The following is a 22,183-nucleotide window of genomic DNA, read 5'->3' on the forward strand; positions in this document are numbered from 1 at the left end:
CTGCATGAGCATTGCAGGGGACTCCGGCGCGCCTCGCCAGCGCCTGATCGCCTTGCTGGGCGCGGAACGCGACCTCGCAAAGACGTTCATCAACGTGCTCGTCGAAGAGCGCGAAGCCTTGTCGAAAACCGACATGGAGCCACTGTTCGCCCTCTCGGAGCGCAAGGGTCAGATCGTCCGCCAGCTCGAACAACTGGCGACTGCACGCACCGCCCTGCTGGCCCAATCCGGCCTGCCAAACGAGCGCGAAAGCGTGCAGAAACTGCTGGGTCCGAAAAGCGATCCGATCTGGCAGGACTACCTTGCCGTAGCCACCGAGGCGCGCAACACCAACCTCGAGAACGGCCGCATCATCACCGAACGCCTCAAACACAACCATCAGGCACTTGCAGTGCTGATGGCCCATGCCGACCAGCCTGCCATCTACGGCAAGGATGGCGTCTCGCGCGTCAAACCCGGCTCGCGCATCTTCGGCAGCGCCTGAGCGGCGCCACCCTCGCGCGTTGCCTCACACGGCCGACGCGGCAGCTTCTTTCATCGCCCCCGCCAGGATCGTGTAGGCACTGAGCCACGCGGCTTTCACGTCGTCGGTAAATGCCTCGCCCAGCCCCGCCCCCAGCGTCCAGATCAGGGCCGCGCCCACCGTGTCGTAATGCTTGTCCTCGACGCCGTAGCCCACATGGCGACGCCCCAGATCCTGCACAGCTGGCACGATTTCACCCAGAACGCCAAGCTTGGCTACCACCGTGCTGATCATGGCCATGAGCTTGCGCCCCTGCTCCGCCATGTCGCCTTTGAACAAGTGCTTGAGCTCGGGGTCGAGCTCGAACAGCTTGTTGTAGAACAGGCCGGCAGCGGTGTCTGCAATCGGTACGACCTTTTGCCAGGACTGCTGGATCAGGGTGACTTGCTCGGGCGTCATGCGTGCTCTCCAGAAAAGAAACGGGGCGCTACCAGCGCCCCGATCCGCACTCGCCACCCTGTCGCAGACGGCTAGGCAGACACCATGCCGCGCTGGCGGCGTGCTTCGAACAGGCAGATGCCGGATGCCACCGAGACGTTGAGACTTTCGACCGTGCCGAGCATGGGAATCTTCGCCAGCTCGTCGCAGGTCTCGCGCGTCAGGCGGCGCAAACCGTCGCCTTCTGCACCAAGTACCCAGGCAACGGGCCCCGTCTGATCAATCTCGTACAAGGACTTCGTTGCCTCACCCGCTGCGCCGAGACACCAGACGCCTGCTTCCTGCATCTCTCGCAAGCTCCGCGCCAGATTGGTCACGGTGATGTAGGGCACGGTGTCGGCCGCACCGCTGGCAACCTTGATGGCCGTAGCGTTCAGGCCCACGGCGCGATCCTTGGGCGCGATGACAGCATGCGCCCCGGCCGCATCAGCCACGCGCAGACAGGCACCGAGGTTGTGCGGATCCTGCACGCCGTCGAGCACCAGCAACAGCGCCTTCTCGGTCAGCGTGTCGAGCACGTCGTCGAGCTTGATGTCGCGCTGCTTGCCATCAACCCGGGCGACCACGCCTTGGTGACGATGCGTGCCGGCCATGCCATCGAGGCGGCTGCCTTCGGTGGCGATGATGCGCACGCCGGCTGATTCGGCACGTTCGAGCAGATCGCGCATGCGTGCGTCCTGCCGGCCCATGGCGATGAAGAGTTCAAGAATGCTGTCCGGCGCCGTGCGCAGACGCGAGGCAATGGCATGAAAACCATGCAGGTAACGAGCACCCTGATCAGCCACGGCGACCTCCCTTGCGTGCGGAAGACTTGCCACCCGACTTTGCTGGCGACTTGCCCGAGCCCGGTTTGAAACTGGACTTGGCATTGGCATTGCCACGCGGCCCAGCAGCAGGCTTGTGGCCGCCGGAATTGCCGCGACTGCCTCCCCTGCTCTGCGCTGGCGCACGTTCAGGCGGTGGCAGATCATGCAGCGGTGGCGGGCCCTTGCGGTCCGGCAAGCCAGCCAGGGCGCGCCAGCTGACAACCTCGTCGTCATCTTGCCGGGCTGGCGCAGCAGGCGCTTTGGGCGTCAGCAAAGCGGCTTTCTGCTTGCTGCGTTTGGCTGCCGGTGCGGTGGTTGTGGGAGAGGCCACGACAGCCTGGTTCGTCTCGACAGGAGCAGCCTTCACTTTGGCTGTGGCCTTGGGTTTGCTCTGCGCGGCAGCCGGCGCCTCTGCCTTGCCACGCGAGCGGGGTGCCGGTGCGGCGGGCACCTCGACAACGGGCACAGCGCGCTTGGCGGCATCCTTCGCCGTCTTGCCAGTGCGCGTCGTCGCGCGCTCGACGCCTTCGACGAGCTTGAAGTCGATCTTGCGCGATTCCAGATCGACGCGCACGAGCTGCACCGTCACGCGATCCGAGAGGCGGAAGCGCTGGCCCGTCGCCTCGCCCACCAGTTCATGGCGTGCTTCGTCGAAGTGGAAGTAATCCTTGCCAAGGTCCGAGATGTGCACGAGGCCTTCGACGAACAATTCGTCCAGCGTCACGAAGATGCCGAAACCCACCACGGCGGTGATGTTGCCGGTGTAGATCTCGCCGACGCGGTCCTGCATGTAGAAGCATTTGAGCCAGGTCTCGACGTCGCGGCTGGCCTCATCCGCGCGGCGCTCGGTGGCCGAACAGTGCACACCGATGTCTTCCCAGATGCCACCTGTCTTCACCTTCTCTTCGACGGGCTTGGGCGCAGGCGCAGGACGCTTGCCGCGCTTGTCGTCATCGCGGCCGGAGCGGTTGCGCTTGCGACGCGTGTCCATCAGCAACTCGACCGGGCCCTTGTCGGGGCTGTAGGGCTTCTTCGACAGCACCGCCTTGATCGCACGGTGCACCAGCAGATCGGGGTAGCGACGGATCGGCGAGGTGAAGTGCGTGTAAGCCTCGTAGGCCAGACCGAAGTGGCCGACGTTGTCGGGGCTATACACCGCCTGTTGCAGCGAACGCAGCATGACGGTCTGGATCAGTTGTGCGTCGGGGCGCTCCTTGAGCTTCTCGACCACGCGCGCGAAATCGCCCGCCTTGGGCGAATCACCACCGCCCAACGAGAAGCCGAACTCGGCAAGGAATTCGCGCAGGCGCTCCAGCTTCTCGGCCGTCGGCCCTTCGTGGATGCGATACAGCGCCGGATGCTCGTTGCCGATGAGAAACTCGGACGCACACACGTTGGCGGCGAGCATGCACTCTTCGATGACCCGATGCGCGTCGTTGCGCTTCTCCGGCACGATGCGTTCGATCTTGCCCTGTTCATCGAACACCATCTTGGTCTCGACGGTCTCGAAGTCGATGGCGCCACGCTTGCCCCGCGCCTGCAGCAGCACGCGGAACAGCGCGTCGAGGTTTTCGAGATGCGGCAGCAGTTCTGCCAGCTCGCGGCGGATGCCGGGCTCCTTCTCGTACAGCGCGGCAGCGACCTTGTTGTAGGTCAGGCGCGCGTGCGAATACATCACGGCCGGGTAGAAGCGGAACTGCTTGATCACGCCCTGCGCATTGATCGCCATGTCGCACACCATGCACAGGCGCTCGACCTGCGGGTTGAGCGAGCAGAGGCCATTGGAGAGCTTCTCCGGCAGCATGGGGATCACGCGGCGCGGGAAGTACACCGAAGTGCCACGAGCCAGTGCATCGGCATCCAGCGCCGAGCCCGGCGTGACGTAGTGGCTCACGTCCGCAATCGCCACGATCAGGCGGTAGCCCTTGCCCTGCTTCGCGCAATACACGGCGTCATCGAAGTCGCGCGCGGTCTCACCGTCGATGGTTACCAGCGGCAGATGGCGGATGTCTTCGCGCTGCGCCTTGGCGGTGTTCCAGGTCCAGTCCTTCTTTCGCACCTCGTCCGGCAGCTTCCTGGCCTCAGCCTCGGTGGCGGCGGAGAACTCGAACGGCAGATCGTGCTTGCGCAGCGCAATCTCGATTTCCATACCCGGGTCGGCGTAGTTGCCCAGCGTCTCGACGATGCGGCCGATGGGCTGGCTGTAAGGGCCGGGCTGCTGCGTGATCTCGACGGTCACGATCTGGCCGTCGCGCGGCTTGGTTTTCGCCGCTTCAGGGGTCAGCAGGATGCGGTGCGCGATACGGCGATTCTCGGGCTGCACGAGTGCCACGCCCTGCTCCACCAGCACGCGGCCGACCAGTTCCTTCGTGCCGCGCTCCAGCACCTCGACGATCTTGGCTTCGCGACGACCGCGCTGATCGGTGCCCATGATGCTGACCAGTACCTTGTCGCCATGCATGACCTCTCGCATCGCTCGCGGCCCGAGGAAAAGGTCCTCCCCGCCGTTGTCGGGCACGAGGAAGCCAAAGCCGTCCGGATGCCCTTCGACCTTGCCGCGAATGAGATCGGCCTTGGCCGGCACGATGTAATCGCCAGCGCGGTTACGCAGCAACTGCCCGGCACGCTCCATCGCGAAGATGCGACGCGAGAAGTTATCGACCTCGTACTCGCGAATATCCAGCGCCGCGATCAGATCTTCACCCGACATGGGCCGACCGGCCTCGGTGAGGATCTGCAACACGTACTCACGCGAAGGGAGCGGATCTTCGTACTTCTCGCGCTCGCGCTCGAGGAAGGGGTCGAGGCTGCGGACCTTCGACAGTTTCGGCTGGCGCCTGGCCGGCGCGCGGGGCGCGGGAGGTGCCTTGGGTGCCGCAGGTGTTTTCGGTGCTGCCGGCGTCTTCGGTGCTGGCGCCGCTTTGGACGCAGTGGACGCCTTGGGTGCTACTGGCGCTTTGGATGTGGCAGCCCTTGCGGACACCGCCTTGGACTTTGCAGTAGCTTGCTTCGCCGGCTTGGGCGCAGCAGGCGCTGGCGCAGCGACCACGGCCGCTGCCTTCACAGCTTTTCTGGCTGGCGCCTTTGCAGGGGCCTTGGCGGGGGTCTTCGCTGGCGCTTTGGCTGGCACTTTGGCCGGTGCCTTCACAACGACCTTGGCAGCCACTTCGGCTGACTTTGCTTTGCGCGGTGCCGGCTTGGTCGCCGCGGCTGTTTTCGTAGTTTTCTTTTTATCTTGACTCATTCAAAAAGTGCTTTATAATGCGCGCCTCTTGCCCAGGTGGCGAAATTGGTAGACGCGCTAGTTTCAGGTACTAGTGCCGCAAGGTGTGGAGGTTCGAGTCCTCTCCTGGGCACCAAATTCGGGATGAAGGCCGGTTCGAAAGAACCGGCCTTTTTCTTTTCCGGATTCCGCTTTGTCAGCCGGCCCTGTTTCGGCCGGCTTCACTCCACTACGGCTGCATGTTGCCAGCACAGCGCAGTGGCTCACAACACCGCTCTCGCGGCGCAAGTTAAAAGGCCGGCTTGCGCCGGCCTCGATGAACGCCTCAGGCAGCAAAAGGATGTTGCTTGAGAATGGTTTCATCGCGCTCGGGGCCAGTCGACACGATGGCGATCGGCACTTCGCAGAGCTGCTCCAGACGGTCCAGATATGCCCGTGCGTTAGCAGGCAGGTCTTCCCAGCGCTTCACACCGAAGGTGGTCTCGCTCCAGCCCGGCATGGTCTCGTAGATCGGCTCGCAGGCCGCCACTTCGTCCGCACCGATCGGCAGCAGATCCAGCACCTTGCCATTGAGCTTGTAGCCCGTGCAGATCTGCAGTTCTTCCAGCCCGTCGAGCACGTCGAGCTTGGTGATGCACAGACCCGTCAGACCATTGATGCGCGCCGAACGACGCAGGGCCGCAGCATCGAACCAGCCGCAACGACGCTTGCGACCCGTGACGGTGCCGAACTCGCGGCCCACGGTCGACATTTGATAGCCCGGGCAGGCCGGCGTTTCGATGTCGAGTTCGCTCGGGAACGGACCGCCACCCACCCGCGTGCAGTACGCCTTGGTAATGCCCAGCACGTAGTGCAGCATGCCCGGGCCGACGCCCGAGCCAGCGGCCGCCTGGCCCGACACACAGTTCGACGATGTCACGAAGGGATAGGTACCGTGGTCGATATCCAGCAGCGTGCCCTGCGCGCCTTCGAACAGCAGGTTCTTGCCCGCCTTGTGATCGGCATGGATGAGGTCGGAGACATCCGCCACCATGGGGCGGATGGCTTCTGCGTCGGCCATGGCCTGCTTGAAAACCACATCGAAATCGACCGGCTCGGCGCCGAGGTACTGGGTGAGCACGAAGTTGTGATAGTCCAGCACTTCACGCAGCTTGGCGGCAAAACGCTCGGGGTTGAACAGGTCATACACACGCAGCGCGCGGCGCGCGACCTTGTCGGCATAGGCCGGGCCGATGCCCTTGCCGGTCGTACCGATCTTGTCATCTGCACTCTTCTTCGCCTCACGCGCCTTGTCGAGCGCCGAGTGGTACGAAAGGATCAGCGGGCAGCCGGGGCTGACCTTCAGACGCGAACGCACATCGATGCCGTCCTTCTCCAGCACCGCGATCTCGGACAGCAGGTGATGGATGTCCAGCACCACGCCGTTGCCGATATAGCACTGCACGCCCTCACGCACGATGCCGGAGGGCACGAGGTTGAGCTTGTATTCCTTGTCGCCGATGACCAGCGTATGACCCGCATTATGGCCACCCTGGAAGCGCACCACGCCCTGCGCGTGATCGGTCAGCCAGTCGACGATCTTGCCCTTGCCTTCGTCGCCCCATTGCGTACCGACGACGACGACATTCTTTGCCTTTGCAACCATTGCCTTCATTCTCCAAGCGGCACGACGCGCCATGCGCCGTCCTTCCATTCCAGACGCCGGTCACAACCAGCTTCACGCCAGCTGCCGGCATGCCCCGGCAACTCACTCATGACGATTTCACCCTGTGTCCGCAGCGCGGCCACGGCCGCCTGCAGCACTGCATCACCCTCGCACGGCGCCAGTACGGCACCAGCAGGCAGAGCCTCCTGCCCCAGACGGATCAGGTCACGCAGATCCATGCTGAAGCCGGTCGCCGGACGTGCGCGACCGAATGCCTTGCCCACTTCGTTATAGCGGCCACCCAGGGCCACTGCTGCAGGGGATCTGCCACTGTAGGCCGCGAAAACGATGCCGGTGTGATAGTGATAGCCACGCAAATCCGCCAGATCGAAGGACAAGGGCAGATCCGGCAAATGTTTGGCCAGATGCAGCAGCTCGCCCAAGGCATCGCGAACGGCGGGCACATCGGGCAGTTCGCCCATCGCCCGTACCAGTACATCAGCTCCGCCGTACAGGCCCGGTAGCGGCAGCAAGACTGCTGCGGCAGGACGCGCGGCCACGAACTCACGCAAGGCTGGTACGTCTTTGGCCTGCAGGATGGCGTACAGCACCTCTTCTGCTGCTGCGTCGAGCCCAGCATGAGACGCCAGCGCGCGGAACAGGCCCATGTGACCTATATCGATACGTACTGTCCGGGCACCCGCCAGTTGAAGAGAGCGCGCTACCAGTCGCAAGACCTCCACGTCCGCCTCGATGCCCGCGTGACCGAACAGTTCGGCACCGATCTGCAGTGGCTCACGGCTCGCCGTCATGCTGCGCGGCATGGTGTGCACCACGGCTCCGGCGTAGCACAAACGGGTGACGCCACGACGATTCAGCACGTGCGCGTCTATACGTGTCATCTGCGGCGTCATGTCGGCGCGTAATCCGAGCGTCCGGCCAGAAATGCGGTCGACGAACTTCCAGGTGCTGTCGTCCATATCGTGGCCCGTACCCGACGCCAGCGCATCCATGTGTTCGACACTGGGCGGAATCACCAGCTGGAAACCGTGCAAGCGAAACTCATCAAGCAGCACACGACGCAGACGCTCCATGCGCTGCGCCTCGGCAGGCAGGACATCTTCAAAATGTTCGGGCAGCGCCCAGCGCGGCATGACCATGGTCGAAATCAGAGCACGACGAAAAGGAGGATGAGGCCAGTCAGCATCGACATCAGCCCCATGAAGCGCACCTGGCCATCTGCAAGGCGCGTCAGGCGCTCAAACATCTTGCGCCAGTGCGACGGAAAAGCAAGCGGGAAGAGGCCTTCCAGCACCAGCATCACAGCCAGTGCTGTCAACAACGTCACAAGCATGATTACTTGCCCTGACCGCCGCTCTTCAGATACTTGAAGAAGTCCGAGCTGGGATCCACGACCAGCACGTCGCTCTTGCTGCGGAAGCTCTGCCTGTACGCTTCCAGACTGCGATAGAAGCGATAGAACTCCGGACTCTTGCCGAAGGCTTCGGCATAGATCGCGGAAGCCTTGGCGTCGGCCAGACCCTTGATCTTCTGCGCTTCGCGGTACGCCTCGGCGCGGATCAACAGGGCTTGCCTGTCAGCATCCGCCTTGATCTTTTCCTGCTCGGCAGCACCCGTCGAGCGCAGTTCATTGGCGACACGCTTACGCTCGGCCTCCATGCGGCTGTAGACCGAGCCACTCACCTCGGTCGGCAGATCCACACGCTTGAGGCGCACATCTATGACAGTCATGCCGTACTTGCGCGCATCCTCGTCCGCCTTGCGACGCACGTCGTCCATGATCTGCTTGCGCTCTCCCGACACCACATCCTTGACGGTGCGCCTGCCGAACTCTTCGCGCAACCCCGAGTTCACAGTCTGGGCAAGACGGTTAGTCGCTTTGGCTTCCTCGGCATTGAATGACTTGTAGTAGAGCTGAGGGTCGGAAATCTGCCACTTGATGAACAGATCTACGAGCACATTCTTCTTTTCCGAAGTCTGGAAGAGCTCGGGATCCGGGGTGTCCATGGTGAGGATACGGCGGTCAAAGTAGCGCACGTTCTGAATCATCGGCCATTTCAGCTTGATGCCGGGCTCGGTGATGATGCGCTTGATCTCGCCGAGCTGGAACACCAGCGCGTATTGACGCTGATCCACGGTATAGACGGACATGAACAGCACGGTGATCACGAAGAGCACCATGCCGACCAACAGAGGCAAACGATCACGCATCAGCGCTCTCCCCCACGTTCACGACCGCGACTGACCGAAGGCGTCTCGGCAGCCGGAGCAGGCCGCGGCACGGGAGCAGCTTCCATCGGAGCCAGGGCGGGCGGCGTATTCTGCTGCAGGATTTTGTCGAGTGGCAGATAGAGCATGTTGCCGTTGCCCTTGGAATCCACCAGCACTTTGCTGGCATTGCTGAAAACCTGCTGCATCGTTTCGATGTACATGCGATTGCGCGTCACCTCGGGGGCTTTGGCGTACTCGGCATAGACCTGCTTGAAGCGGCTGGCATCACCCTCTGCGGTTGCAACCACGCTACCGGCATAGCCGTTCGCCTCTTCCAGCAGACGCGAGGCCGTACCCCGCGCCTTCGGAATCACGTCATTAGCGTAGGCCTCGCCCTCGTTCTTGGCTCGCGCCTGATCCTGACCCGCTTTGACAGCGTCATTGAATGCGTCTTGAACCTGCTCCGGCGGCTGCGCGTTCTGCAAGTTCACCTGCGTAATCTGGATGCCCGTCTGGTAACGATCCAGAATGGCCTGAATCAGACGCTGAGCCTCTTTGACGATGGCTTCACGGCCCTGGTAGAGCACCACATCCATATCGCTCTTGCCAACAATCTCGCGCATGGCCGTCTCGGCGGCCTGCTTGACCGACTCTTCGGGGTTCCGGTTCTTGAACACATAAAAAGCGGGATCGTTGAGCGTGTATTGCACCGAGAACTGGATATTCACAATGTTCTCGTCACGCGTGAGCATCAGCGCTTCGCGCAGCACCTTGTTGCGCTCGTTGCCCGTAAAGCCAACCTCAACGGTACGGACTTGCGTGACATTGACGATTTCGTGCGACTCGAAGGGGTATGGCAGTCGCCACTGCAGACCTTCCGAAGTCGTTTCCTGGAACTTGCCGAAGCGCAGGACGACCGCTTTCTGCGAGGCATCCACCGTGTAGAAGCCAGTTGCCAGCCACAACACCACCACGACGCCGATGATCAACAATGCGCCGCCACCGATGGCGCGCGGGCTCGGGCCGTTTCCGTCACCAAAGCCATTGCCACCCCCGCCCGACTTGAGGCCGAAGGCGTTCGAGAGCTTGCGGTTGAGGTCGCGCCAGATCTCTTCAAGATCCGGAGGGCCCTGATCGGGGCCACGTTTGTCGTCGCCCTGTTTGTCGCCGCCCCAGCGGGGGTCGTTAAGGGACATGAGAATGCCGGTAATCACGATGACTCGCTCTGCGGGGAATGTTCTGGATCGGAAGAACGGGACGAGTGTGACAGCGCGGTATGCGGTAAGGTTTCCGGAAATATCCGGGCAGCCAACGCCGTCCGGAAATCGTCCAACCCTGCACCCGTGCGAGCGCTCAGCAAAACGCGGTGGATATTACCACATGCGTCCAGCTCGACGCCCGGCGCCCCGGCAGTAGCGTCGACCTTGTTCCACACCACGACGCGTGGCACATCACCCGCACCGATCTCCTCCAGCACCCCGTCGACTACCCTCATCTGGGCCTCGCGCTCGGAAGACGAGGCATCGACAACATGCAGCAATAAATCAGCTCTTGCAGTCTCCTCCAGCGTAGCCTCGAAGGCCGCCACCACCGAGTGCGGCAGGTCCCGGATAAAGCCCACAGTGTCGGACAGAATGAAGCTGCGTCCGGCATCGCGCAGGAAAACCCGGCGTGAAGTCGTATCCAGCGTCGCGAACAGCTGATCGGCCGCATAGGCGCCGGCCTTGGTCATGGCGTTGAACAAGGTGCTTTTGCCGGCGTTCGTGTAGCCGACCAGAGAGACGACAGGGACCTCCTGCCGCTCACGGGCCCGCCGGCGCACGCCGCGCTGCTTTTCCAGCTTGCGCAGCCGCTCTTTGAGCAACTTGACGCGATTACCCAGCAGACGGCGGTCGGTCTCGAGCTGGGTTTCGCCCGGACCACGCAGGCCGATACCACCTTTCTGGCGCTCAAGGTGAGTCCAGCCGCGCACAAGGCGCGTAGCCAGGTGCTGCAGTTGGGCAAGCTCCACTTGCAGCTTGCCCTCGTGACTCTTGGCGCGCAGCGCAAAGATATCGAGAATCAGCGCGGTGCGATCAACAACCCGCTTCTGCAGCAGACCTTCAAGGTTACGCTGCTGACCGGGTGCCAGTTCGTGATTGAAGATGACGATATCGGCCTGATGCTCGCTGGCGGCAGCTGCTATCTCCTCTGCCTTGCCTTTACCGACAAACAGGGCAGCGTCGGGGGCTTGGCGCTTGCCCTGCACAAGGGCGACGCACTCCGCGCCCGCCGACTCGGCCAGCAGGGTCAATTCTGCGATGCGGTCAGCGACGCTGGCGTCACCGAAATCTACCTGAACGAGAACAGCCCTCGTCCCGCTGGCCGGACGCTCAAACATGGCGCCCGCAGCCTTTCATCGCTTGCCGCACTCAGTCCTTCGCTTCGGGCGCTTCGTGCGGAATACTGACCGGACGCGCGGGAACGACGGTGGAAATGGCGTGCTTGTACACCATCTGGGTGACAGTGTTCTTGAGCAGGACGACATACTGGTCAAACGACTCAATGTGTCCTTGCAGCTTGATGCCGTTGACCAAGTAAATCGACACCGGCACATGTTCCTTGCGCAAAATATTCAGGAACGGATCTTGAAGCAATTGGCCTTTGTTACTCATGTGTGGGCCTCGTTTTCTTATTGATTAAGGGACAACGCTACGCCGCTACCGCAGCGCAACAAGCTGCCAGCATAGCGCAGAATCGGGTTAAAAAACTTACAGACTTGAAAGGTTCGCCTGCCTGCGCCCGCTCAATCCTTGCCCTTGAACGGGTTCGATGTCGAGCGGAATTCCACGCGCATGGGCGTGCCTTGGAGTTTGAACGCCTCCATGAAGGAATGTTCCAGATACCGTTTGTAAGCGTCAGGAACATGCTCCAGTGCGTTGCCATGAATCACCACGACAGGCGGGTTCTGGCCGCCCTGGTGGGCGTAGCGCAGCTTTGGCCGGAACAGGCCATGGCGTGGAGGCTGTTGGCGCGCCAGCGCAGCTTCGAGCACCCGCGTGAGCTTGGGCGTCGGCAGCTTGACCATCGCGGCGGCGTAAGCTCCGTCCACCGATTTCAGGAGGGCACCGATACCCATGCCTTCCAGAGCCGAAATATGGTGGAAGCGGGCAAAGCTGAGGAATTGCAGTTTGCGGGCGATATCGACCTTCACACGATCACGCCGGTATTCGTCGACGTCATCCCACTTGTTGACGGCCACCACTAACGCACGCCCGGCTTCCAGCGCGAAACCACCGATGTGGGCGTCCTGATCGGAAATATCCTGGCTAGCATCGAGCACCAGCACGACCACGTTGGCCTGCTCGACCGCCTGTAGCGTCTTGATCACCGAGAACTTCTCGATGGCCTCGAACACCTTGCCACGACGACGCAGACCCGCCGTGTCGATAAGGGTGTACTGCCGGCCATTGCGTTCGAAAGGCACGGAGATCGCATCACGCGTCGTACCCGGCATGTCAAAGGCAATCACGCGATCCTCGCCGAGCAAGGCGTTGATCAGCGTGGACTTGCCGACGTTGGGGCGTCCGACGATGGCTACCCTGGGTCCAGTCGTCTCAGAATCGTCTTCAGGATCGTCCGGGAAGGTGTCGAGGACCAGGTTCAGCAGTTCGCGTACACCATCACCGTGTGCTGCCGAAATGACGTAGGGCTCGCCGCATGCCAGCTCGTGGAACTCCGCGCTGACCATCGCGCGGTTCATGCCCTCGCCCTTGTTCACCGCAAGAAACACCGGGCGACCGCTACGACGCAAACGCTCGGCGATCTGCTTGTCATGCGGCGTCAGTCCCGTGCGGCCATCCACGATGAACAGCAACGCGTCTGCCTCCGCAATCGCCGATTCGGCTTGACGGGCCATCTCGGCCACGATGCCTTCCTTGGCAAGCGGCTCGAAGCCGCCGGTGTCCACGACCAGATAGGGTTTGCTGCCGCCGCGCCCGATGCCGTAGTGTCGATCACGCGTCAGGCCTGGCATATCAGCTACCAGCGCATCGCGCGTGCGGGTCAGACGATTGAACAGCGTGGACTTGCCCACATTGGGCCGTCCCACAAGAACGAGAGTAGGTTTCACTTGACTGCCGGTTTGATACTGAGTGCCACAACGGTGCCATCGCGAGCCTGGGCCACAAAACCGCTGCCAAGCTTGGCCATGGGCGCGCTGAAGCCCGTACTGTCGGCACGCAGGCGCGCCGCGAACAAACCGTCCTTGCGATTGAGCAGATGGACCCAGCCCAAGGTATCGGTCACTACAACGTACTCGCCGAACACGAGCGGGCGACCGACGCCACGCCACAGCAACTTGTCTTGCTTCCAGGCGGTCGTACCGGTCTTCAGATCCAGTGCGTGCACTGCGCCGCTGCTATCCGTGACATAAAAGAAGGTGTCATCCGCGTCAGCACCAACTCCCGAGGGGATATCGCGAGTCCAGCGCACAGTGCCACGCGCGGCCTCCACACAGGCCACACGCGCCTGATAGGCCGCCACACACACCTGGTCGCCACGCACCAGCGGCTCACCGACAATATCGGTCATGCGCTCCAGCTCATTGGCGCCACGTGGTGTCGCCACGGTTGCTTCCCACCGCGGGAAACCACCCGCCAACGACAACAACACCAGCTTGCCGCCCGAGAAACCCGCCAGCACTGCATCGCCCAGGCGCGTCACACCGGAGTAAGTGCGCAAGTTCAGCGAGGACTGCGCGCGCTCATAAACCCAACGTCTCTTGCCGTCGGCGACGTCAAACGCCAGCACCTGGTTGTCGCCCACGCGCACGATTACGAGCTCATCTGCAATCAGGGGCTGACCCGACACTTCGCCGCTGAGCTGCACGTTCCACAAGGGCTTGCCCTGAGTGCTGTCGAAAGCCAGCAGCTTGCCGTCCGAGGTACTGACAACCGCAGCGCGGCCATCAACCGCCACGCCACTGCTCAGGCTTTTCGCCGCACGGATGGACCACAGCTCACGACCCGCTTCGTAGCGCGCCAGCTCCCCGCGTGCCGATGCTGCAAACACCGAAGCACCTCCCGTCACCGGACGCAGCACGGTGTGCGCCAGGTTACCCGTGCGCAGGGACCAGTCCTCTACCAGGGTCTCAGTGGCCTTGAACGGCGCCAAGGCCATCGGCTCAGGCGCTTTGCTGCTGGAAAAGCAGCCCGCCAGCGTCAGGCAGAGCAAGGCGCCGCAAGCGCCACGCAGAGCTTCGATACGCGACATCTCAGTTGCCTCCGAGGGCTTCCAGCTTGGTCTGCACCACGTTTTTCAACGAAGCGAACTCGCCACCTTCGCTGTACTTCTCAAGCGCCTGCTTGAACGCGGCCTTCGCATCCTCCGTCTTGCCCTGCTCGATCAGCACATCGCCACGCATCTCGGCAAAGCGGCCGGCGTATTCCTTGGTCGTGCCGGCGTTGGCCTGGGTCAGCGCCTCGTCGAGCAGCTTGTCGTCAAGCAGCACAGCAGCCAGACGCAGACGCGCGACGTCCTTGATCAGCGGGTCCTTGACGTTAGCCGTGATCCATTCGAGCTTCACGCGAGCCGCCTTGCCATCGTTCTTCTCGACGTCAGCACGAGCGGACAGCAACGTGGCCAGCGCAGCCTGCAAGTGTCCCGGGTAATCCTTGGTCAGCTGGTTGGCAAGTTGCTGCAGCTTGGGCACGTCGTTGGCCTGCGCAGCACGGAATGCTTCGGCGTACAGCACGCTTGCGTTCTCGGACTGCGAACCCTGGTAACGCGACCAGGCCGTCCAGGCAATTACGCCGATGGCGACCACGGTTGCACCAGTACTGATGATGTTGCCGTACTTGCCCCACCAGGCCTTGAGTGCGGAGAGTTGTTCTTGTTCTTCGAGATCGTACACAGCCATTTTCGTGTCTTCCGGTAAGTTTCTGTTTTCAAGCCTGACCGTACAACTGGCCCGACAGTTCTTCTGCTATATCCGCCAGCGCTACGCGGCGCTGTTCCACTTCTTCACGCAAGGGTTTGAGCATCACAGCCTGCGCCGCCACTTCGTCCTCACCGATCACGATGGCGTAGCTGGCACCGCTGCCGTCAGCCTTCTTCATCTGCGACTTGAAACTGCCCCCACCACAGTGATAGATCGCCGACATGCCGGCCGAGCGTAACTCTTCTGCCACGCGGAAAGCCTGCTTCGCCGCTGCGTCTCCCTGGTGGACGATGTAGACGTCGGGACGCGACAGCGGCCCCTCTTCCATGCCTTCCGTCCACAGCATCATCACGCGCTCGATGCCCATGCCAAAACCGCAGGCCGGCGCGGACTTGCCGCCGAGACTCTCGATGAGACCGTCGTAGCGGCCACCGGCACAGATGGTCGCCTGCGACCCCAGGCGGGTGGTCGTCCATTCGAACACGGTACGGTTGTAGTAGTCCAGTCCACGCACAAGACGCGTGTTGAGCTTGTAGGGCACGCAAGCTTCGCGCAGCAGCGCGGTCACGCCTTCATAGTGCTTCAGCGATTCTTCGCCCAGGAAATCCATCAGCTTCGGCGCTGCTTCAACAATCGCCTGCAGGTCCGGGTTCTTGGTGTCCAGCACGCGCAGAGGATTGGTGTAGAGGCGGCGCTTGCCATCTTCGTCGAGCTTGTCCTGGTGGCCTTCGAGATAGGCGATGAGGGCGGTGCGGTGATTCGCACGCTCGGCCGCATCACCCAGCGAATTGATTTCCAGAGTAACGTCTTCAAGCCCGAGGTCATCCCACAACCGCGCGCACATCACGATGTGCTCGGCATCGACATCCGGGCCGGCGAAGCCCAGCGCTTCGACACCGACCTGGTGGAACTGGCGGTAGCGGCCCTTCTGCGGACGCTCGTGACGGAACATCTGGCCCGTGTAGTAGAGACGCTGCGGTTGTGAAAAGAGCATGTTGTGCTCGGTCACCGCGCGCACGCAGGGCGCGGTACCTTCAGGACGCAGCGTCAGCTTCTCGCCATTGAGACGATCTTCAAAGGAGTACATCTCCTTCTCGACGATATCGGTGTGCTCGCCCACACCGCGCACGAACAGCGCAGTCGGCTCCAGCACCGGCGTGCGGATCGGGCGATAACCGTAGCTCTTGAGCCAGTCACGCACGATCTCTTCGAATGCTTCCCAGCGCTCCGCTTCATCAGGGAGCAAGTCGTTCATGCCACGAACGCCTTGAATCTTGTTGCTTGCCATATGTCTTCTACGCGTCGCTCAGGCAGCGACGCCTTTCTTCGGATATTTCGTTGCGACGTAGGTGTCGAGGATGTCGCGGAATTCGTTGGCGATGTTGTCGCCGCGCAGGGTCACAGCTTTCTGGCCGTCGATGAAGACCGGCGCGGCCGGACTCTCGCCCGTGCCCGGTAACGAGATGCCGATGTTGGCGTGCTTGCTCTCGCCGGGTCCGTTCACCACGCAACCCATCACGGCCAGCGTCAGGTTCTCGACGCCGTCGTACTGGTTGCGCCAGACGGGCATCTGCTCGCGCACATATTCCTGCACCGATTGCGCGAGCTCCTGGAAGAAGACGCTGGTCGTGCGGCCGCAGCCGGGGCAAGCCGTCACCATCGGCGTGAAGGCACGCAGGCCCATGGTCTGCAGGATTTCCTGCGCAACGATGACTTCTTCGGTGCGCTTGCCGTTGGGCTCGGGCGTCAGCGAGATGCGGATGGTGTCGCCTATGCCTTCCTGCAGCAGCACACCCAGTGCAGCAGTCGACGCCACGATGCCCTTGCTGCCCATGCCGGCTTCGGTAAGGCCGAGATGCAGCGGGTAGTCGGAGCGGCGCGCGAGTTCGCGATAAGTCGCGATCAAGTCCTGCACGCTGGAAACCTTGCACGACAGAATGATGCGGTCACCGGCCAGACCCACGTCTTCAGCCGCAGCCGCAGATTCGAGTGCAGAGACGATCAACGCCTCCCGCATCACCGCACCGGCATCCCAGGGCTCGGCGCGCTTGGCGTTGTCGTCCATCATGCGCGCAAGCACCGCCTGATCGAGACTGCCCCAGTTCACGCCGATACGCACAGGCTTGTCGTACTTGCAAGCCAGCTCGACGATCTGCGCGAACTGCGTGTCGCGCTTGGCACCATGACCCACATTGCCGGGGTTGATGCGGTACTTGGCGAGAATCTCGGCGCAGGCAGGGTTGTCCGTCAGCAGCTTGTGGCCGTTATAGTGAAAGTCACCGATGATGGGCACGTCCACGTTCATCTTGAGCAACTGCTCGTGAATCTTCGGCAGAGCCTTGGCCGATTCGTCGTTGTTGACGGTGATGCGCACCAGCTCGGAACCCGCACGTGCCAGCTGCGCAATCTGCAAAGCAGTGGCGATGTGATCTGCCGTATCCGTATTGGTCATCGACTGCACGACGATGGGTGCAGCCGACCCCACGACAACCTTGCCGATACGGACTTGTCGCGTGGTGTGACGGGGCGCCGCGGATGCGGGAAGGTTCTGGCTCATGAGCGATTCGGGTAACGAGACTGGAGAGAATCGGGGGATTTCAAGGCAGGCGCATGCGCGCCACCGTGCTGCCGGTAGCAACCTTGAGGGCAACGGGTTTGCCGTCCTGGTTCAACTCGACCTGTGCAGCATTGCCGACAACCAGATCAATAGGCGGCATACCACGCACCTCCTGCGTCGAGCCGGCTGGATTCACACGGGAAAAAATGACGATACCGCTGCCATCACGGATCTCGACCCAGGACTCTCCCTTGAAGCTGAATCGCAACAGGCGCGAGGCGCCTTCGGCCGCTTTGGGCGCAGGCTGAGCTGCTGGCTGGGACGCGGCAACGGGAGCCTTTTCCGCAACCGGCGCAGACGCCTTGGGGACGGGGCTCGCCACAGGTGCGGAAGCCTTGACAGGCACGGCTGCCGCAGCGGATGCCGCCGCCGGAGTGGACATCGCAACGGGTGCCGACACGGCAGCGGGAGCGGACATGGCCAGCGGAGCCGAGACCGCGGGTTCGGACGCGGCCTGCGGTGCGCTGGTGGGCTCGGAGCCCGCAGCAACAATCACTTCGGGCGCCGCCTGCAGCAACTCGGATGCCGGGGCGGAACGTCCAGCCAGCATCGCTTCCGATTGGGCCATCCACTCTGCAATGTATTGCTCGTCACGCTGCTCAAACCACGAGTAATGCCAACCGGCAACAGCCAGTCCGAGCAGGACCGCTGCGATACCCAGTGCAGGCAAGGGCGAGAATTTCCAGCCGCCGGGGGCGGGCATGCTGCCCAGCGGCATTGCTTCAAAGCCAGACGCCGGCTCTTCGCGCTGCAGGGTCGTCAGTGCGGTGAAAGGCGTGATGTCCAGATTCAGGAAGCGGGCATAGTTGCGCACGAAACCTTTGACGAACGCAGGCCCCGGCAACTGAGCCATGTCGCCAGCCTCGATTGCCTCGATCTGGCGCGGCGTCAGCTTGAGGTGCTGCGCCACATCCATTACCGTCAAACCACGCGCTTCCCGCGCTTCACGCAAGGCTACCCAAAGCGAGGTCGGGGAGGTGGGCGCGCTGCTGTCCTCGGCACTCGCTACGGATTCGCTGACTTGTTGTTCTTCGCTCACTCGAATTTTCCCTGCAGATAGGACTGGTACTCGGCCGATGCCGGGTAATCACGCGCCAGCTGGTTTGCCAGCTTGGTTTCTGCGACGCGATTGCCCATCTTCCGTTCAATACGCAGCGACAGCCAGACACTTTCCGGCGTCGCGCCCGGCGACAGTTTGGCAGCGAGCTCATTGGCGAACTCGCGTGCGCGTGGCAAAGCGTCTGCACGCAAGGCCACTTCAGCGAGCTGATAAATCACGCGCAGGTTCTGAGGATCTCTCTGGTAGGACTGAGACAGTGCCCGTTCGGCTGCCACGTAATCCTTGGCACGGATATGACAGAAGCCCAGGAGCCCCAGGGCGCGGGCGGGATTCTTGAAATACGGATTCCCCAGCGCGGCTTCGAGACGCTGCACACCTTGTGAGAATCTGTCACGACTACACAGATACCAGCCGTACTCGCTATTGACCTCAGGATCTCCGGGAGCAAGACGCACTGCCTCGGCAAACGCGGCTTCGGCCTGCGAGTACTGCGTCAGCAACGCGAACACTTTACCCATCAGCACATGAGCAGGCGCATAGCCCTTGTCGTAGGCAATCGCATGGCGTGCTTCGTCCAGCGCCACACCGAGCTGCTCCCCTTCGACATATGCCGTACCCAGCTCGACGTGCACCTTGGCGTTGCGGCGGTATTCAGTCGTTGCCGGTTGCTCCGACATGGGACGGTCTATTGACACGACCGGATTGGTCTCCTTGCCTCCACCACTGCTCAAGGGTATGCCGCCACAGGCAGCCAACAGCAAAACCGCCATGCATGCAGGCAGAAAGCACAACGTCCGGATAGCACTCATTGACGAACCTCATTGATGGGCACGATCCGCGAGGCGGTACGACGCGTCTTGTCCTTGACCTGACCTGCGAGCTGTCCGCAGGCGGCATCCACGTCGTCGCCGCGCGTCTTGCGCGTGGTGGTGACGATGCCGGCATCCATCAGGATCTGCGAGAAGCGCTTGATGCGTGCCGCGCTCGAACGGTTGAAGCCGGAATTCGGGAAAGGATTGAACGGAATGAGGTTGTATTTGCAAGACACCTGACCGGCGATGTCAATCAACTGGCGAGCGTGCTCATCCGAGTCATTGACGCTATCCAGCATCACGTATTCGAAGGTGATGAAGTCGCGGGGCGCCTTGTCCAGATAGCGGTTGCAGGCGGCCAGCAATTCCTTCAGCGGGTACTTCTGATTGATTGGCACCAGCTTGTCGCGCAAGTCATCATTCGGTGCATGCAGCGACACGGCGAGCGCTACCGGGCAGGCGTCACGCAATCGATCCATGGCCGGCACGATGCCTGAGGTCGACACCGTCACGCGACGCCGCGACAAGCCGTAGGCGTTGTCGTCGAGCATCAGGTTGAGCGCAGACACCACGTTATCGAAGTTCGCCAGCGGCTCGCCCATGCCCATCATCACGACGTTGGAGATGACGCGCTCTCCGTCCGTTGCGGCTCCGAGCAAACGGTTCGCGAGCCACAGCTGACCTATGATTTCGGCCGCCGTAAGGTTACGGTTGAAGCCCTGCTTGCCGGTAGAGCAGAAAGCGCAGTCCAGCGCGCACCCGGCCTGCGACGAAATGCACAGTGTTCCGCGATTGGTCTCGGGGATGAACACCGCTTCGACAGCATTGGCATTACCCACGTCCAGCAGCCACTTGCGCGTGCCGTCGGACGACACCGAATCGCGCACCGGAGTCGGCGCCACCACACAGGCCTCATCCTTGAGCTTGGCGCGCAGGCTCTTGGCCACATCGGTCATCGCATCGAAGTCCGATTCGCCAAAACGGTGCAGCCAGCGCAAGACCTGGCGCGCGCGGAAAGGCTTCTCGCCGCGTTCAGCGAACCAGTCAGTCAGCGCTTGTGCATCAAGGTCAAGGAGGTTTTGCATTCACTTCAAGTGAGGAGAGAGGAGTCAAAAGGGAGGAGCCAAACCAGCGGAGCGAGACGCCCCGCGCATGACTCCCCACCCATTTCTCCTCACCGCGCCTTAGCGCGAATAGACATTCATGCCCGGGAAGAAGAAAGCGACTTCCACCGCAGCGGTTTCAGCGGCATCAGAGCCATGGACAGCGTTGGCGTCGATGGATTCCGCAAAGTCAGCGCGGATCGTGCCGGGAGCAGCTTTCTTCGGGTCGGTTGCCCCCATCAGGTCGCGATTCTTGAGGATGGCGCCTTCGCCTTCCAGCACCTGGATCATCACCGGGCCGGAGATCATGAAGGAGACCAGGTCCTTGAAGAAGGGGCGCTCCTTGTGCACGGCGTAGAACTGGCCAGCCTCTTGCTCCGAAAGCTGCACGAGCTTGGCAGCGATGATCTTCAGGCCGGCATCTTCAAAGCGCTGGTAGATCTTGCCGATCACGTTCTTGGCGACGGCGTCGGGCTTGATGATGGAAAGGGTGCGTTCGATGGCCATGGAAAGACTCCGTTGGTTAGGCTTGTGAAAAGATAACTTTTAATTTTATCAGCACTTTGCTGCATTCCGAACCCCTGTCTGGTGCGCCGCGTTAGACTTTTCGATCTTTTTTCACGCCTTTCCCGCCAACCCAGACCGTTTGCCCCGCCCCCCTGTCCCGTGTCCAACACCTCTACCCCACCTTCCCCGCCTGAAGGCCCCACCACAGACCAGGTCCTGACCGGGTTCGCCATCCTGCTGGCGTGCTGGCTGCTGGGCGAAGTCGTCAGCACCCTGCTGCCATTCGCCCTGCCCGGCGCAGTGGCCGGCATGCTGCTCCTGCTGGCGTTCTGCCTCATTCGCCGCCATGTTCCCAAACCCATAGAGGCGGCCGGCCGTGGCCTGCTGGATCATCTATCCCTGCTGTTCGTCCCCGCTGCCGTCGGTCTCATCGACCAGGGGCCACTGCTCAGCGTGCATGGGCCAGGCCTGCTGGCCACCCTGGTTCTGTCCACCGGCATCACCATGGCTATCACGGCCCTGACCCTCAAATGGCTGCTCGGGCGCCGGAAGGCCGAAGACTGACATGCACGCCTTGCTGACCCACCCTGCCTGCTGGCTGACCCTGACACTGCTGGCCTACCTCGTCGGCCTGTCCATGCACAAACGCTGCCAGCGCAGCGCCTGGAGCCACCCGCTGATCATTGCCGTCGCGCTGTTACTGCCTTTGTTGTGGCTCAGCGGCATCAGCTATCCGCAGTACTTCGACAGCGCTCGCCCCATCCACCTGCTGCTGGCGCCAGCAACCGTGGCCCTCGCCGTGCCGCTCTACGCCAACCTCGCCCATGCCCGCAGCATGCTGAAGCCGCTGCTCATCGCACTGGTGGTGGGCGGCCTGTGCGGCATTACTTCGGCGCTGCTCATCGGCCAATTGTTCGGCTTGCCGCGCGAGGCCCTGCTGAGCCTGGCGCCGAAGTCAGTCACCACTCCCATCGCGATGGCACTGTCGGGTCAGTTGGGCGGCAACGTCTCGCTCTCTGCCGCTGTGGTCATTGTCACCGGCGTGATCGGCGCTCTCAGCGCCAGCCCCCTGATGCGCTGGCTAGGCATCCGCGACGAGGCCATGCAGGGCTTTGCCATCGGCCTGTCCTCACACGGCATCGGCATGACGCGCGCCTTCCAGATCTCGACGCGTGTCGGTGCGTTCTCTGGCCTTGGCATGAGCCTCAACGGCATCTTCACCTCCCTCGTCCTGCCGCTGCTGATGATGGTCTGGCCCCTCTGAAAACCAATGTGTTTTCAATAAAACAATGACTTA

Annotated in this window: 22 protein-coding genes and 1 tRNA gene; 4 read left to right on the plus strand and 19 right to left on the minus strand. The window is 62.3% G+C overall.

Annotated features, from left to right (window positions below; genetic code table 11):
- The first annotated feature begins 4 nt into the window (after positions 1-4).
- Complete coding sequence (locus ABEA02_RS16830) at positions 5-484, plus strand: flagella synthesis protein FlgN (RefSeq protein ID WP_345534260.1); 480 nt, start codon at positions 5-7, stop codon at positions 482-484.
- A gap of 24 nt (positions 485-508) precedes the next feature.
- Here the strand turns inward: ABEA02_RS16830 and ABEA02_RS16835 are convergent, their stop codons facing one another.
- The 3 genes from ABEA02_RS16835 to rnr form a co-directional block, all read right to left on the minus strand.
- Positions 509-922 carry a globin family protein gene (locus ABEA02_RS16835; RefSeq protein ID WP_345534261.1) on the minus strand — a complete coding sequence of 138 codons (414 nt, stop codon included), beginning with the start codon at positions 920-922 and terminating at the stop codon, positions 509-511.
- A gap of 71 nt (positions 923-993) precedes the next feature.
- Complete coding sequence (gene rlmB / locus ABEA02_RS16840) at positions 994-1,746, minus strand: 23S rRNA (guanosine(2251)-2'-O)-methyltransferase RlmB (RefSeq protein WP_345534262.1); 753 nt, start codon at positions 1,744-1,746, stop codon at positions 994-996.
- On the minus strand, positions 1,739-5,011 hold the full coding sequence (rnr, locus tag ABEA02_RS16845) for a ribonuclease R (RefSeq protein ID WP_345534263.1): 3,273 nt from the start codon (positions 5,009-5,011) through the stop codon (positions 1,739-1,741). The genes rlmB and rnr overlap by 8 nt, the downstream gene beginning before the upstream one ends.
- A 30-nt stretch (positions 5,012-5,041) precedes the next feature.
- Here rnr and ABEA02_RS16850 point away from each other — a divergent pair.
- Positions 5,042-5,126, plus strand: a tRNA-Leu gene (locus ABEA02_RS16850).
- 189 nt (positions 5,127-5,315) lie between these two features.
- Here the strand turns inward: ABEA02_RS16850 and ABEA02_RS16855 are convergent.
- From ABEA02_RS16855 to ndk, 16 genes are all read right to left on the minus strand, one after another.
- Positions 5,316-6,635: an adenylosuccinate synthase gene (locus ABEA02_RS16855; protein WP_345534264.1), complete on the minus strand. Its 1,320-nt coding sequence runs from the start codon at positions 6,633-6,635 to the stop codon at positions 5,316-5,318.
- A gap of 5 nt (positions 6,636-6,640) precedes the next feature.
- On the minus strand, positions 6,641-7,795 hold the full coding sequence (locus tag ABEA02_RS16860) for an ATP phosphoribosyltransferase regulatory subunit (RefSeq protein ID WP_345534265.1): 1,155 nt from the start codon (positions 7,793-7,795) through the stop codon (positions 6,641-6,643).
- Positions 7,796-7,803: 8 nt separating this feature from the next.
- Positions 7,804-7,989, minus strand: coding sequence for a DUF2065 domain-containing protein (locus tag ABEA02_RS16865; RefSeq protein ID WP_345534266.1), 186 nt, complete (start codon positions 7,987-7,989; stop codon positions 7,804-7,806).
- Between the two features lie 2 nt (positions 7,990-7,991).
- Positions 7,992-8,867, minus strand: a complete 876-nt coding sequence (hflC, locus tag ABEA02_RS16870) for a protease modulator HflC (RefSeq protein ID WP_345534267.1) — start codon at positions 8,865-8,867, stop codon at positions 7,992-7,994.
- Entirely contained in the window at positions 8,867-10,063 is a 1,197-nt protein-coding gene (hflK, locus tag ABEA02_RS16875) for an FtsH protease activity modulator HflK (protein WP_345534268.1), read from the minus strand. Before hflK ends, hflC begins: the two co-directional genes overlap by 1 nt.
- 14 nt (positions 10,064-10,077) lie before the next feature.
- Positions 10,078-11,247: a GTPase HflX gene (gene hflX / locus ABEA02_RS16880; protein WP_345534269.1), complete on the minus strand. Its 1,170-nt coding sequence runs from the start codon at positions 11,245-11,247 to the stop codon at positions 10,078-10,080.
- Positions 11,248-11,278: 31 nt separating this feature from the next.
- Positions 11,279-11,521, minus strand: coding sequence for an RNA chaperone Hfq (gene hfq, locus ABEA02_RS16885; RefSeq protein ID WP_345534270.1), 243 nt, complete (start codon positions 11,519-11,521; stop codon positions 11,279-11,281).
- Positions 11,522-11,652: 131 nt separating this feature from the next.
- Positions 11,653-12,978 carry a ribosome biogenesis GTPase Der gene (der, locus tag ABEA02_RS16890; RefSeq protein ID WP_345534271.1) on the minus strand — a complete coding sequence of 442 codons (1,326 nt, stop codon included), beginning with the start codon at positions 12,976-12,978 and terminating at the stop codon, positions 11,653-11,655.
- A complete protein-coding gene (gene bamB, locus ABEA02_RS16895) occupies positions 12,975-14,120 on the minus strand; it encodes an outer membrane protein assembly factor BamB (RefSeq protein ID WP_345534272.1) in 1,146 nt (381 codons plus the stop codon). Before bamB ends, der begins: the two co-directional genes overlap by 4 nt.
- A gap of 1 nt (position 14,121) precedes the next feature.
- Positions 14,122-14,766: a YfgM family protein gene (locus ABEA02_RS16900; RefSeq protein ID WP_345534273.1), complete on the minus strand. Its 645-nt coding sequence runs from the start codon at positions 14,764-14,766 to the stop codon at positions 14,122-14,124.
- Between the two features lie 28 nt (positions 14,767-14,794).
- Complete coding sequence (gene hisS, locus ABEA02_RS16905; protein ID WP_345534274.1) at positions 14,795-16,042, minus strand: histidine--tRNA ligase; 1,248 nt, start codon at positions 16,040-16,042, stop codon at positions 14,795-14,797.
- A 51-nt stretch (positions 16,043-16,093) separates the two neighbouring features.
- The gene (gene ispG / locus ABEA02_RS16910) at positions 16,094-17,344 is read right to left on the minus strand and encodes a flavodoxin-dependent (E)-4-hydroxy-3-methylbut-2-enyl-diphosphate synthase (RefSeq protein ID WP_345534275.1); all 1,251 of its coding nucleotides are present in this window, start codon (positions 17,342-17,344) and stop codon (positions 16,094-16,096) included.
- 40 nt (positions 17,345-17,384) lie between these two features.
- Complete coding sequence (locus ABEA02_RS16915) at positions 17,385-18,443, minus strand: RodZ domain-containing protein (RefSeq protein ID WP_345534276.1); 1,059 nt, start codon at positions 18,441-18,443, stop codon at positions 17,385-17,387.
- Positions 18,440-19,273, minus strand: a complete 834-nt coding sequence (gene pilW, locus ABEA02_RS16920; protein ID WP_345534277.1) for a type IV pilus biogenesis/stability protein PilW — start codon at positions 19,271-19,273, stop codon at positions 18,440-18,442. The genes ABEA02_RS16915 and pilW overlap by 4 nt, the downstream gene beginning before the upstream one ends.
- On the minus strand, positions 19,270-20,361 hold the full coding sequence (rlmN, locus tag ABEA02_RS16925; RefSeq protein WP_345534278.1) for a dual-specificity RNA methyltransferase RlmN: 1,092 nt from the start codon (positions 20,359-20,361) through the stop codon (positions 19,270-19,272). Before rlmN ends, pilW begins: the two co-directional genes overlap by 4 nt.
- 99 nt (positions 20,362-20,460) lie before the next feature.
- On the minus strand, positions 20,461-20,886 hold the full coding sequence (ndk, locus tag ABEA02_RS16930) for a nucleoside-diphosphate kinase (RefSeq protein WP_345534279.1): 426 nt from the start codon (positions 20,884-20,886) through the stop codon (positions 20,461-20,463).
- Positions 20,887-21,045: 159 nt separating this feature from the next.
- On the opposite strand from ndk, the gene ABEA02_RS16935 reads away from it, so the two are divergent.
- A complete protein-coding gene (locus tag ABEA02_RS16935; RefSeq protein ID WP_345534280.1) occupies positions 21,046-21,450 on the plus strand; it encodes a CidA/LrgA family protein in 405 nt (134 codons plus the stop codon).
- A 1-nt stretch (position 21,451) separates the two neighbouring features.
- Positions 21,452-22,150: an LrgB family protein gene (locus ABEA02_RS16940; protein WP_345534281.1), complete on the plus strand. Its 699-nt coding sequence runs from the start codon at positions 21,452-21,454 to the stop codon at positions 22,148-22,150.
- The last annotated feature ends 33 nt before the right edge of the window (positions 22,151-22,183 follow it).

The sequence above is a fragment of the Viridibacterium curvum genome (genome assembly GCF_039544165.1).
In the GTDB taxonomy this organism is placed as follows: domain Bacteria; phylum Pseudomonadota; class Gammaproteobacteria; order Burkholderiales; family Rhodocyclaceae; genus Viridibacterium; species Viridibacterium curvum.